The following is a 13,213-nucleotide window of genomic DNA, read 5'->3' on the forward strand; positions in this document are numbered from 1 at the left end:
GTCAGTTCTCCAGGCTCTGGTCCAGCATGACAACGGTTTGATACAAAACCCGCGTACCGTCCAGCAATTGCTCGGAGGTAATGGATTCTTCGGGACAATGGCTGCGACCATTCAAGCAGGGAATAAAGATCATGCCCATAGGGCCGCTGGGCGCCATGTACACCGCATCGTGGCCGGCTCCGCTAGGCATCACCATGCTCTGGTATCCCAAAGCACTGGCAGCTTGCTCGATGATGCTCATCACATCAGGCGTGCAGTCCGTGGGCTTGGCCAGGCTGACTTGGGCGGCTTCCAGACCCAGGCCCATCGTTTCGATTTCGGGGCGCAATTGGGCCAGCAGTTCCTCGGTAAAGGACTGCATCAGCTCCTGACGGTCGCTGCGCACTTCCACCATCATCTCCACGCGTCCGGGAACGGCGTTGGACGCATTGGGTGTCAGGCTCAGGTTGCCGATAGTGGCCACCAGATAGTCCGGCCCACCCAAAGCACGGCGTGCCTTGCGGTCCACCTCGCTGATGATCAGGCTGGCACCGACCAGGGCATCACGACGTATGTCCATGGGTGTGGTACCGGCATGGTCAGGGCGACCTGTGACGATGATGCGGTGGCGGCAAATGCCCACAATATTGCTGACCACGCCAATAGGCAGATTGCGTGATTCCAGTACCGGCCCTTGCTCAATATGCAGCTCGACAAAAGCAGCGGTATCGCCAGGGGCTCGGCGGGCTTGGCGCAGTTCCTCTGGGCGGCCACCGATGCGGGCAATGCCTTGTGCCAGTGTTTCACCCTGCGGATTGCGTTCAGCCAGCATGGTTTCAGACAGCACACCACCCATGGCGCGGCTGCCTACGCAGGACACGCCATAGTCGCTGGGTTCCTCGGACAGAAAATCCACCACCTCGAAAGGATGGTCCAGCTGAATATTCTGCTCGTTCAGGCAACGGGCCACTTCCAGCCCGGCCAGCACGCCAATAATGCCGTCGTAGCGGCCACCGTACATCACGGTGTCGCAATGCGAGCCGGTCGTAATCGGCGCCAGACCGGGCTTGCGCCCTTCACGACGTCCGATCAGGTTGCCAGCGGCATCCAAGCGTACGCTCAGGCCCGCTTCCTCGAACTGTTTCAGCAACCACTGACGCGATTGCAGAAACAGATCGGAGAAGGCACGGCGCGTCCAGGGCTGGTCGGGCAGCGTGAACGCGGCCAGCTCCTGGGTGCTGCGCCACAGGCGCTCCTGATTTAACAAGGGCATGGCCAGGCTCATGACAGTTCGCCTGCCTTGTGCGGGCGGATGAACTGGCCGTCGCCCGCTGCGTTACGCACGGTTTTACCGTCCCAGGCCAGTTGGCCGCGTACATAAGTGGCTTCCACGCGTACCTGGAATTCACGGTCTTCAAACGAGCTCCAAGTCACGGCCGACAGGCTGTTGGAGGGATCGAAGCGGTACGTTTCAGGTTTGACGATAACGATGTCAGCATCTGCGCCCACATTCAGTGTGCCCTTGCGGTGTTCCAGCAGGAAGTGTTGGGCAGGGCCCCAGCACAATTGCTTGACGACCATGGTGGGGGAAATACCGTGCTCGGCGCAGCCAGTCCAGAAGGCGGGCAGCAGGGTTTCCAGACCCGGGCCACCGGAGGAGTTCTGGAACACGTTATCAAACTGCTTGCGCTCCAGGCCCCAACTAACGTGGTCGGAGGACACAAAGGTACATTCGTCGTTGGCAATATGAGTCCAGAGCAGATCCATTTCCGCCTTGGGGCGGATCGGTGGGTAATGCTTGGTCTTGGCACCAAAGCGACGGGTGTGCTCTTCGTGGTTCAGCATCAGGTACTGCACGCAGGTTTCAATCGAGGCTTTGTGGCCGGCTTGACGGTACATATTGCAAATTTCAAAACCGCGCGACAAGGACACGTGCACCGCGTGGGCACGGGCGCCGGTCTGGGCACCAATTTCGTAAATAGCGCTGGTGGCCAGGTTTTCGATCAAAGGCGTGTGGGCGCGCAAGAAAGCATCCCAGCCTGTATCACCGGCTTCAACCATGCGCTTGATGTTCTTGCGGGTCAGCTCCTGATCCTGGTTGTGCACACCGCAGGCCAGACCAGAGGGGGCGATCAGGCGGAAGGCTTCCATCAGGATGTCTTCTTCCACGCGTGGGAAGCGATTAGGGCTGGCTTCAAAAGTGGAGAATTTGAAACCGCACACGCCGCCTTCAATCAGGCCAGCGGCGGCTTCCAGACCGTGCTGGTCGTTCAATGTACCGTAGCAGGCCACGTCCACGTGGCACTCGCTTTCAATGCGGGAAATCTTGTCTTCCAGCTGGGGACGGGAGGCAACCGGCTCGGGATCGTCGTACGGCATTTCAACCATGGTGGTGACACCACCGGCCGCCGCTGCACGCGAAGCCCAACCCAGACCTTCCTGGTTTGCCTGACTGCCGGAGTGGACCTGACCGTCCAGCACACCGGGCATGACCCACATGCCACGCGCATCGACTTGTTCGCGGGCCGAAGGAGCTGCACCCACACCACGGGCCGCCACACGGCCTTCACGCACGGCCAGCCAGCCGTCAGTGATGATGCGGTCGCGTTCAACAATATTTCCTCGTACTACCAGATCGAAGTCACTCATTATCTTCCTCCTTGGATGGCTCGGACCCGCGCATCTCGCGTGCCCGCAATCGTGTTTGTTTCTATGATTGAAGCAAATCCAACCATAAATGTCGTATGCCTATTTATCTGTAAAACATAACGTCATGTTAAGTCTTGGCTGGGGTGTGCCCAGCGTTGCACGTGGTAGCGGTCATGGCCCAGGCAAAGACAGAAAGAACCTACGGCTTTGGCCAGCTTTTCCGTGATGTGACGCTTGTCATGGGTATTGCGCGCAATGCGTTCCTGGGCCTGCTCTACCTGCTGGCGCAGGCGCGGCATATTCACTTGGGTTAACTGTCGGTCGCGCACGGCAAACTGGCCGTCGACCATCACATGGCGCAGCGCCAGGCCGTCTTCCAGATGCACCAGCTGATTGACCGTGTTGTTATGGGGAATCCAGTTGATATGGGCCAGATCCAGGAACACGATATCGGCCTTGCGGCCCGGTTCCAGACGGCCTAGTTGCTCGCCCATGCCCAGACAGTGGGCGCTGCCTTCAGTGGCGGCGTACAAGGCCTGTTCTGTTGTTACCCAACGCTCGGTATCGGGGCCACGCACCTTGGACGAGAAGGAGGCCAGACGCATGGCTTCGTACATATTCTGGTTATCGCCACTGTTGGAGCCGTCCGTGCCCAGGCCCACGGTAATACCGCGTTCCAGCATGGAGTTCACATCGGCAATGCCATTACCCAAACGCATATTGCTGCCGGGGTTGTGGGCCACCATGGCACCGCGCTCAGCCAAAATATCCAGATCGCGCTCGTCCAGCCAGATGGCGTGCGCCAGTGTGAAGCGGGGTGAGATCAGGCCCAGCTTATCCAGATGCTGAACAATGGTGCTGCCATAACGTTTCATGCCGGTCAGGGCTTGCACATAGGATTCGCCTACGTGGCTGTGCAGGCCGATATTGCGTTCTGCACTGATTTCTCCGCAGGTTTGCAGGAACTCGTCCGAGCACAACATGGGGATGGTCGGGGCCAAGGCTAAACGAATGCGGTCGGGGTTGCGCTGCTTATCCAGAAAGTCAGTCAGGCCGGAAAGGGTGGCTCTGAAAGACTGCGGTGCCAGTTGGGCCACAAACTTCTGCAATTCTTCTGGTAAGGCTTCGATCAGGCCAGGAACGGATTGGTAAAAGGAGAGGTCTGCCATCATGGGCGCCACCGTGGCTCGCATACCCGCATCCACATAGGCTTGCGCCACGGCGTTCATGCCCTCTGCAGTAGGGATGGGAACTTCGGAGTACAGGTCGTAGCTGGCGGTACAGCCTTTCAGCAGCATTTCTGCCGCGTTTAGCTGGGTGCTCAGGTACTTGTCTTCCAGATGGCGGTCGCCATTAATCCAGGGGCCAGCCGTCAGCAAAAGCTCTAGCGACCAGCGATCCCCCATGGCCTTGGCATAAGTGCCGTGGCCATGGGTGTGCGCATTGATTAAACCGGGATGCAGCAATTGGTCATCCGCTTGCACCACCGTGGCTTCAACGGGCGCGGGCAGGCCGGGTGGGCCCATGGCTACGATCTCGCCATCCTTGATCAGAATGTCTAAAGGCTCGGCCTTGGCATGAGCGTGGGCCAGTACCAGGCCCCCACGGATGACGGTATAAGGTGATGTCATGATCAGCTCCGATTGTCTTTAATTGCCCAAGGGAACAGGATGCGTTCAGCGGCTGAAATCACCTGGAAGAACACAATACCCAGCACCGACAAGATAGCCATGGCACCAAAGGCAACCGGCGTTTTGAAGAAAGCCGTAGACGTTGTGATCAAGTAGCCCAGACCTTGGTCGGCCGCCACAAACTCACCCACCACAGCGCCCACCACCGACAAGGTGATGGCCACTTTCAGGCCGGAGAAAATAAAGGGCACGGCAAAGGGCAGGCGAATACGGAAGAACTCTTGCAAGCGGGTGGCACGGCAGGCACGGACCAGTTCAATCAACTCAGGTGGGGCGGCCAGAAGGCCAGCCGTCATGGAGATCACCAGCGGGAAAAAGGCGACCAGAAAGGTGACGACAACACGCGGCAGTTCGGTGGGGCCAAAAATAATGACCAGAATCGGAGCCAGGGCCACCTTGGGGATGGACTGGGTCAGAATCAGCAGCGGGTAAATGGCCTGTTCGAAAAAGCGCGAATAGGTAATCAGCACGGCCAGCGGGAAGCTGATCACAATGGACAGCAAAAAGCCCAGCATGATGGTGCGCGTGGACACCAGCGTATGCATCAACATGGCCTCTTTCATTTGCATGGAATCGGCCCAGATGCGCGAAGGGGCGGGCACCAGGTATTCGGGTATATCAAACAGGCGGCTGGCCAGTTCCCAGAGAATGACCACGGCAATCAGGGTGAGAGCCGGGACGGTAATCTCATTGAAATCGCGCAGACGCAGGCGTCGCTTGCGCACGGGCGCAACGGCCAGGGTTTGAGTGTGCTCGCTCATCAAGCCACCTCGTGTTGGAAAATAAGTTCACGGACGGCGGCGGCACAGCGTGTGAATTCAGGTGTGCCCACCAGGGAAAAGTCGCGTTCTCGGGGCAGGTTCACATCCAGAATCTCGGTAATCTGGCCGGGGCGCGGCGACATCACCACAATGCGGTGGCCCAACATGACGGCCTCCGAAATGGAGTGCGTCACAAAGACGATGGTTTTGGGGTCTTCGTACCACAGGCGCAGCAGTTCCAGTGTCATGGTTTCGCGGGTCAGCGCGTCCAGTGCACCGAAGGGCTCGTCCATCAGCACCACTTTGGGGTTGTGAACCAGGGCGCGGCAAATGGCTACGCGTTGCTGCATACCGCCCGACAATTGCTTGGGATGGTGATGCAGAAAACTGCCCAGACCGGCGGTGGTCAGCAGGCGTGTGGCGCGGCTGCGGGCCTGATCGTCCAGGCGGCCCATAATGCTGGATGGCAGCAGGGTGTTGTCCAGAATATTGGCCCACGGCACCAGGGTAGGGGCTTGGAACACAATGCCCGTGTCCTGACGGGGGTGGGCGACGATTTCATCATCAATGCTGACGCTGCCGGTGGTGGGCATCAGCAAGCCAGCAATCAGGCGCAGCAGGGTGGATTTCCCACAGCCCGAGGCGCCGACGATGGCGATGATTTCGTTGTCTTGGATATCCAGATTGATTTGTTTCAGCGCCTGAGTCTCTCGTTCGGTATTACGACCGTAGATCAGGTTGACGTCTTGAATGCGTATCACAATGCGCTCCTAGGCACGCGCCGACCCGCCTGGGCCAGCCTGCGCGCGCGCGAAAATCAACTCAGCTCAGGGTTTAGCGGTGCCGTTGGCTTTAACGATGAACTGGGTGTCGTAGGCTTGGTGATAGTCCCAGGCTGGGTCCAGGCTTTGGGCTTGTGCAACGGCCTCGTAGGTGGTTTTCATGCGGCCTTCTTCCAGGCTGCCCACTCCGTGCTCGGCGCTGAAGTCGGTGTAGATGTAGTCCAGCACGGCGTTCAGATTGCCCATGCAGTCATCCAGATCGATTTCGGGATTGGCTTTGACGTGTGCCTGGCAGGCCGTGTCCGGGTCCTTGCGGGCGGCATCCCAGGCTTCGATGGTGGCATTCAGGAAGTTCTGCACCATCTCGGAGCGCTCTGTCAGCGTCTTTTCGGTGGCAAATACGGACAGGGCGTAAATGTTGAAACCCTGGTCGCTAAAGGGCAGCACCACGATTTCTTTGCCAAAGCGTTTGGCCTGTTTGTTCTGGTAGTAGTAGTTGGTGGCCAGGAAAGGGGCGGCATCCACTTTGCCATTAATCAGCAGCGGCGCCATGGAAGAACCATCCACTGTTACCCACTGGATTTTGTCGGGATCGGTGTTGGCTTTACGGGCCACCATGGGGAAGTAAAGCTTGTGGCTATTACCCGGCGAGACGGCAATTTTCTTGCCTTCCAGACCGGAGAAGTCGGTAATGCCCGAGTCTTTCAGCACAAACAGGGAATGGGCCGAGTGCGAGAAGGTGGAAGCAATCGCTTTGATGGGGGTTTGGGTGTTCTGGCGCGAGGTCAGGATGGCGGAAATATCGGCTAGGCCAATATCAGCCGCGCCACCGGCTACTTTCAGAACCGTATCGCCCGAGCCTGTGCCACGGGTGATTTTCAGTTCTATGCCGTTTTTCTCGTAAATCCCGTTGGCGATGCCCGAGTAGTAAGGGGCATAGTCGCCGGTGGGAATGAAATCCAGCATCAGTTGAACTTTGTCGGCAGCGTGGGCGGTGGGCGCAGCGGCGGCCAGTCCCAAGCCCAACACCGCCAGGGTGCGTGCAAGCAGGGTTTGCATGATTTTGTCTCCGTGTCGTAGTTATGAAGCTGCTCTTTGGGCCCGTTGCAAGCAAGTTGCGCCGGGGTGGCAGCTTGAAAAAATTGAAACATAGGCAAGTCAAAATGTCTTATGCTTATTTGTGCTCGAAACATAAGGCTACGTTAAGGGATGCTGCTCAATCTTCGTCAAATCGAGGTCTTTCGCGCCATTATGCTGACCGGTTCGATCAGCAAGGCCGCGCAACTGCTGAATGTGTCACAACCGGCCATCAGCCGCCTCTTGTCCTATACCGAATCACGCATAGGCCTGGTGCTGTTTGAGCGCATCAAGGGCCGGCTGTACCCCACGCCCGAGGCGCGGCGGCTCTATCAGGAGGTGGAGCAAGTCCATAACAGCGTGCAGCGGGTTAACGAGGTGGCGACCGACCTGATCGAAAAGCGTCACGGCAGCTTGCACATTGCCGTCAGCCCCAGCTTGGGGCAGACCTTGATCCCCATGGCGGTCACCCGTTTTCGTAAGGCATTCCCGGATGTAAAGGTGTATGTGCGCACCTTGATTTCCAGCGATCTGGTTCAGGCTTTAGTCACGCAGCAGGCCGAGGTGGGCGTGGCGATTGTGCCCTTAACGCACCCCAGCCTGCACGCCCAGTCCATCTACGAAAACCATCTGGTGGCTGTATTGCCCGCCAGTCATCCCCTGGCCGACAAGCAGGAGCTGGACGCAACGGATCTGGAAGGCTTGGACCTGATTGGCTATGGCAATGACACACCCTACGGGCAGATGGTGCAGCAGTTATTTGGTAACCGTCCGGGTGTGCCGCAACTGGCTGTAGAAGTGCGTTTGACGCACATTGCCTGTGCCATGGTGCAGGCTGGAGCAGGCATTGCTATCGTAGATGAACTGGCCGTCGCAGGCCGGGTCTGGCCTGATGTTGTGGTACGCCCCATCAATCCACGCACCACCATGCCCTTGCACATGCTGCACTCCAATGTGGTGCCCGTCTCGCAATTGGCCCACGACTTTATGGAAGTGGTGATCTCAACCGCGTCCCGAGGGATGCGCGCCGGTTGGGCCTGAGTTATTCACCAATCAATACACTATCCTCCACGCTGCGCCTTCGCTAGGCAGCCTCTCCAAGGGGGGACTTACCCTTAGGAGAGGCCGGCAGGAAACAAGCGGTGTTCGTGGATTCAGCCGCGCATAAGGGATATGGGCATTCGATTAACCCTGTGTTATGAAGAGTTAATAAAAAAGCATATGACATCAAGGTTTTGCCACCCCTAGAATTAAAGAACTACAAACAGAAAATGATGGCAAGGAGACCTTATGAAAGGCGTAAACACAATCGCCGCGTTGGCCGCGGCTATTTCTCGCAAACACACCCCGTCTCGTTTGGGACATGCCCGTTTGGGACATGCCCGTCTGGGACATAAAGCAGGCCTGCTGTTGGCAGCAGTGGTAACGGGCTTGACCTTGAGCCTGTCCGCCCACGCAGCTAACCCCAATCAGGGAAAGATGTTCAAAGTAGCCGCGGATGTGGGCCTGGTGCCCTTTTTCATGCGTGGTACTGACGGCAAGATGGACGGTTTTTCCAACGAGCTAAGCCAGGAAGTCGCCCAGCGCATGGGTTATGACGGCGCGGAAGTGATCGATACCCCGTTTTCCGCTATTTTTGCCGGCCTGTTTTCCAGCCGCTACGACATGGTGGCCGCGCCCACCAACACCACGCAGGAGCGTGCCCAGCAAATGCTGTTTGCCGAGCCCTATATGGCCGGTGGCCTGAGCTTTCTGGCTAAAAAGGGCGCCACTGTCAATTCGCTGGAAGACCTGAAGGGCAAGACCATTGCCGTCAATAACGGCAGCTTCTCGGATCGCTGGCTACAGGATAATCAGGAAAAATACGGCTACAAGATCCAGCGTTTCAACAAAAACACGGATGCTGTGCAGGCTGTGGCCATTGGCCGTGCCTTTGCCAATATGTCCGAGACTCCGCTGGCACGCTATATCGCTACCCAAACCCCTGCTTTGGCGCCGGTCTACGACATGACGACCGAGGCCAACTACGCCTTTGCCTTTCGCAAGGACGACACCGCTTTGCGTAATCGCGTTGATGAAGTGCTGGAATGCATGAAGCAAGACGGCGCCTTGTCCAAGCTGCATGTGAAGTGGTTCGGTACAGAACCCAATGCCGGTACGGCCATGACCGTGATTTTCCCTGGCTATGGCGTACCTGACTTCCCTGGCTACGAGCCCACCGAGCACACTCCCGACTGCTCCCGTCCGTAAACGCGCTATCGCGCCGTTTCTCTAGCTATATGGCCCTGTAGGGGGCCGGTCCCCGCCTGCCCGACTGGCAGGCGGTTAAGGAGCGACCATGAGTGAAATTGTCCGCATCCAGGGCTTGCGCAAATCGTTTGGGCAGGCCGAAATTCTTAAAGGCATAGACCTGAGCGTCAACACCGGCGAAGTCGTGGTGATGATTGGCGGCTCGGGCTCTGGGAAAAGTACCTGCCTGCGCTGCATCAACCGTTTGGAGACACCCACCAGCGGCACGATTGTGGTGGCAGGCAATGATGTGACCTGTCCGCGCACCGACCTGAATCAGGTGCGGCAAAACATAGGCATGGTGTTTCAAGGCATCCACTTGTACCCGCACATGACCGCGCTGGGTAATGTGATGCTGGCGCTGCGCAAGGTCAAAAAAGTGTCCAAGGCACAGGCCGAAGAACAGGCCCGCCAGCACCTGGACCAAGTGGGTCTGGCCGAACGCATGGAGCACTACCCCAGCCAGTTGTCCGGCGGCCAGCAGCAGCGGGTGGGTATTGCCCGCGCCCTGGCGTTGGAACCCAAAGTCATGCTGTTTGACGAGCCTACCTCGGGCCTGGATCCGGAGCTGGTCGGCGAGGTCTTGAACGTGATGAAACGTACCCGCGATGCGGGCATGACCATGGTGATTGTCACGCACGAAATGCAGTTTGCCCGCGAAGTGGGTGACCGTATCGTGTTCATGGACCAGGGCGTGATTCTGGATCAGGGCAGTCCCGAGGAAATTCTGAGCAAGCCGCGTCACAAGCGTATTCAGGATTTTCTGAGCCGCATGCACTGAGGCCCGCCATGGAGAAGATTCTTTATTACTTCTTTAACTGGACGCTGATCAGTCCCCATTTTCCCGAGATCATGCAGGGCTTTTGGGTGACGCTGCAAATGGCCGTCATGACCGTGGTGCTGGGTACCCTGTTGGGTCTGGCGCTGGCTGTGTTGCGCTGCTATGGCTGGCGACCCGTCAATCTTCTGATGACGCTGTATGTGGACGTATTCCGTGCCATTCCGCAGCTGGTCATTATTGTGCTGGTCTTTTTCGCCTTGCCCTCGGTAGGCATTGTGATTGATCCCGTCCCCGCGACCGTTCTGGCATTGAGTCTGGTGCTGTCTGCCTTTGCCGAAGAGATTTTCTGGTCCGGTATCGCTTCAGTACCGACGGGGCAGTGGGAAGCCGGGCGCTCGACCGGTATGGGATTTAGTCAGACGCTGTTTGCCATCATCCTGCCCCAGGCCGTGCGGCTGGCGATTCCACCGCTGACCAACCGCGCGATCGGGATTACCAAAGGCACTACGCTGGGCTCGGTGATTGCCGTGCCGGAGCTGCTGAATGTGTCCAGCAATATCCAGTCCAATATTGCCAACCCCACCGCCTTTACCGCGGGGGCCATTTTGTTCTGCCTGATTTTCTTCCCCTTCGTTTACCTGACACGGGTGCTCGAACGGCGCTACGCGATCAAGTCGTAGGAGAGATGCGCTATGGAACTGATCGATACTTTTCTAAACCCGGAAATCATTGCGGCCAGTTGGCCCTTGCTGATGCAAGGCTTGTGGCTGACGGTGAAGCTGGCTGTGATCATTGTGCCTCTGGCTGCCTTGCTGGGCTTGGTGATTGCCTGCCTGCACTACCAGCAGCATCGCTGGTTGAACCGGCTGATCCTCTTGTATGTGGACTTCTTTCGGGCCTTCCCGCCTTTGGTGCTGCTGATCTTCATTTATTACGGTCTGCCCTTCCTGGGTGTACCCCTGAATGAGTTTTCTGCCACCGTGCTGGCGCTGGTCTTGAACAGCAGCGGCTACTTTGCGGAGATTTTTCGTGCCGGACTGGAGTCGGTCTCGCCCGGCCAGAACGAAGCGGCACGCTCCACGGGTTTGAACGCCCGTCAGGCTATGGCCTATGTGGTGGTGCCCCAAGGTGTGCGCAATGTGATCCCTGATCTGGCCAGCAACACGTTGGAGGCCATCAAGCAGACCTCGATTGCCTCGGCGGTCGCCTTGCCCGAGCTGCTGCGTTCAGCCCAGATTGTGCAGGGGCAGACCTACAGTCAGACCCCGCTGGTGGCGGCGGCGCTGATTTACTTCATTCTTCTCTGGCCCTTGGTGCGCGTTATTTCGCGTATGCAAAAGCCATTTGTTATTCCTCGTTGAGCCTAAGCGTAACTATGAAAAATAAAGGTGTCTTTTCCATTTGCCCCACCCCCTTCAAGCCGGGTGGCGAGCTGGATTTGCAAAGCCTGGTCAGCCTGGTGAATTTCCAGCTGGAAGCCGGTATTCACGGGCTGGCAATTTTGGGGGTGATGGGCGAGTTGCATAAGCTCAGTACCTTTGAGCGTCGCCGTGTCATTGAAACCGTGGTGGCGGCGGTGCGTGGTGCGGTGCCCGTCTGGGTGGGCGTGCGTGCTTTGGGTACAGCCGCCGCAGTTGAGCAGGCCCGCAGTGCCGAGGACCTGGGCGCCGATGCGATTTTTGTCGCTCCCTTGGCAGGAGCAGACGACGAGATGCAGGTGTCCTACTACCGCCAGATCGTGCAGGCTATCCGCCTTCCTGTCGTCATTCACGACTTTCCGGAACTGTTTGCTGCTCGTATCAGCCCCGCCTTGGCCGTGCGCCTGAAAGGCGAGGCGGGCGTGTCTATTCTGAACTCTGAAGATCCACCAGTGGGTCAGAAAATTACTGCTGTGCGTGGTTTGACAGGCGATGCCCTGCCTATCTTGAGTGGTTTGGGGGGCATGCATTTTCTGGAAGAGTTGCAGCGGGGTGCCGATGGCGTGGTCACCGGTTTTTCCTTCCCGGAAATTCTGTTGAAAGTTTATGCGCTGCATCGCCAGGGTGAACAAGAAGAAGCCGCCCGGGTGTTTGACCGTTATTGCTCGCTGATTCGCTACGAGTTTCAACCGCTGGTGGCGCTGGCGTTGCGTAAATACTCTTATATGCGCCGTGGCATCATTGCTTGCGACGCCACCCGCGACCCGGCCACGGCTCTGGATCACATCAGTCGTGACGAGTTTGAGGCTGTCGTGCGCCGTGTTGGTCTGGACCTGTCGATACAAGGCGTACAAGCCGTATAGAACCTTGCTGTACTTGTAGTATTTGCTGTACTTGCTGTTGTAGCCGGATAAGTCACTTGGGCGTTCCAATAACTTATCCGGTTTTTTTATTGTTTTGCCGTGCTTTCTTGTTGCGTCTGTGTTCGCCGCTGCCTGGCTCTTTGCTTGGCGCAGCTCCGGGCCGGTGCCCCACTTAATATAGAGAAACGGTCTCCTACTGCTCGCTTGTAATCCCCACCTGTTCAATCCCGATTCCATATCCTTTCAGGGCTTGTGCACACTTTTGAAATGCCCTTGTCCGCGCAGTATGATCGAACATTCTGCTCTCGGATAGGGATTGCCATGTTTGCCTATGTCGGGCTGCGTACTGCCTGCTTTGATACGCCTTTAGGGGTGATGCGCGTGCTGGTCGATGCTCAAGGAGCCTTGCTGCGTCTGGACTTTGAAGAGGAGACCGTGCATGGCCTGACTCCCGAGCAACTGGCCGGATTGATCGACGAACCTGCTTTGGCCGAACCCGTGCAGACTCAGTTGGACGCGTATTTTGCCGGCAAGCTGCAACAGTTTGACCTGCCTTTCAGCTTGCAAGGCACACAGTTTCAGCAACAGGTCTGGCAGGCTTTGCAGACCATCCCTTATGGCCAGACCTGGACTTACGGCCAAATGGCCGAACACCTGGGCCGTCCTAAAGCCGTTCGCGCCGTAGGCCAGGCTTGCGGCCTGAATCCCATCAGCATCATCGTGCCTTGCCATCGCGTGCAGGGTGCCAATGGCATGTTGACCGGCTTTAGCTCCGGTCTGCATCGCAAAGCCAGCTTGCTGGACTTTGAACGCCGTGTGCATTTGACCGGTGTGGGCGATTTTCAGCTCAGCATGCCCGCCCAACTGGATTTGTTCTAGCGCAGTCCACGCTTCACTCCGTACCCAAATCAACAAGCCCTCGT

At 57.7% G+C, this 13,213-nt stretch carries 13 protein-coding genes; 7 read left to right on the forward strand and 6 right to left on the reverse strand.

The genetic code is table 11. From position 1 onward, the window contains the following. Position 1: 1 nt before the first annotated feature. From ertE to IE156_RS05390, 6 genes are all read right to left on the reverse strand, one after another. Positions 2-1,264 carry an N-carbamyl-l-glutamate amidohydrolase ErtE gene (gene ertE, locus IE156_RS05365; protein WP_189391517.1) on the reverse strand — a complete coding sequence of 421 codons (1,263 nt, stop codon included), beginning with the start codon at positions 1,262-1,264 and terminating at the stop codon, positions 2-4. Then, the gene (ertD, locus tag IE156_RS05370; RefSeq protein WP_189391518.1) at positions 1,261-2,628 is read right to left on the reverse strand and encodes a hydantoin-5-propionate amidohydrolase; all 1,368 of its coding nucleotides are present in this window, start codon (positions 2,626-2,628) and stop codon (positions 1,261-1,263) included. The genes ertE and ertD overlap by 4 nt, the downstream gene beginning before the upstream one ends. A gap of 122 nt (positions 2,629-2,750) precedes the next feature. After that, positions 2,751-4,259 (reverse strand): amidohydrolase family protein, encoded by a 1,509-nt coding sequence (locus IE156_RS05375; RefSeq protein WP_189391519.1) that lies wholly within the window; start codon positions 4,257-4,259, stop codon positions 2,751-2,753. A gap of 2 nt (positions 4,260-4,261) precedes the next feature. After that, positions 4,262-5,080, reverse strand: coding sequence for an ABC transporter permease (locus IE156_RS05380; protein ID WP_189391520.1), 819 nt, complete (start codon positions 5,078-5,080; stop codon positions 4,262-4,264). Next, the gene (locus IE156_RS05385) at positions 5,080-5,841 is read right to left on the reverse strand and encodes an ABC transporter ATP-binding protein (RefSeq protein WP_189391521.1); all 762 of its coding nucleotides are present in this window, start codon (positions 5,839-5,841) and stop codon (positions 5,080-5,082) included. The genes IE156_RS05380 and IE156_RS05385 overlap by 1 nt, the downstream gene beginning before the upstream one ends. A gap of 66 nt (positions 5,842-5,907) precedes the next feature. Continuing rightward, positions 5,908-6,921, reverse strand: coding sequence for an ABC transporter substrate-binding protein (locus tag IE156_RS05390; protein WP_189391522.1), 1,014 nt, complete (start codon positions 6,919-6,921; stop codon positions 5,908-5,910). A gap of 150 nt (positions 6,922-7,071) precedes the next feature. Here IE156_RS05390 and IE156_RS05395 point away from each other — a divergent pair, with 150 nt between their 5' ends. From IE156_RS05395 to IE156_RS05425, 7 genes are all read left to right on the forward strand, one after another. Beyond that, positions 7,072-7,980 (forward strand): LysR family transcriptional regulator, encoded by a 909-nt coding sequence (locus tag IE156_RS05395; RefSeq protein WP_189391523.1) that lies wholly within the window; start codon positions 7,072-7,074, stop codon positions 7,978-7,980. 249 nt (positions 7,981-8,229) lie between these two features. Beyond that, complete coding sequence (locus tag IE156_RS05400; RefSeq protein WP_189391524.1) at positions 8,230-9,189, forward strand: substrate-binding periplasmic protein; 960 nt, start codon at positions 8,230-8,232, stop codon at positions 9,187-9,189. An 88-nt stretch (positions 9,190-9,277) separates the two neighbouring features. After that, a complete protein-coding gene (locus IE156_RS05405; protein WP_308430468.1) occupies positions 9,278-10,009 on the forward strand; it encodes an amino acid ABC transporter ATP-binding protein in 732 nt (243 codons plus the stop codon). 8 nt (positions 10,010-10,017) lie between these two features. Beyond that, positions 10,018-10,689 carry an amino acid ABC transporter permease gene (locus IE156_RS05410; RefSeq protein WP_189391525.1) on the forward strand — a complete coding sequence of 224 codons (672 nt, stop codon included), beginning with the start codon at positions 10,018-10,020 and terminating at the stop codon, positions 10,687-10,689. A gap of 12 nt (positions 10,690-10,701) precedes the next feature. Next, entirely contained in the window at positions 10,702-11,370 is a 669-nt protein-coding gene (locus IE156_RS05415) for an amino acid ABC transporter permease (protein ID WP_189391526.1), read from the forward strand. Between the two features lie 14 nt (positions 11,371-11,384). Next, positions 11,385-12,290 (forward strand): dihydrodipicolinate synthase family protein, encoded by a 906-nt coding sequence (locus IE156_RS05420; protein WP_189391527.1) that lies wholly within the window; start codon positions 11,385-11,387, stop codon positions 12,288-12,290. Between the two features lie 321 nt (positions 12,291-12,611). Continuing rightward, complete coding sequence (locus tag IE156_RS05425; protein ID WP_189391528.1) at positions 12,612-13,169, forward strand: methylated-DNA--[protein]-cysteine S-methyltransferase; 558 nt, start codon at positions 12,612-12,614, stop codon at positions 13,167-13,169. Positions 13,170-13,213 lie beyond the last annotated feature (44 nt).

The sequence above is a fragment of the Alcaligenes pakistanensis genome, from assembly GCF_014652815.1.
Classification (GTDB): domain Bacteria; phylum Pseudomonadota; class Gammaproteobacteria; order Burkholderiales; family Burkholderiaceae_B; genus Alcaligenes; species Alcaligenes pakistanensis.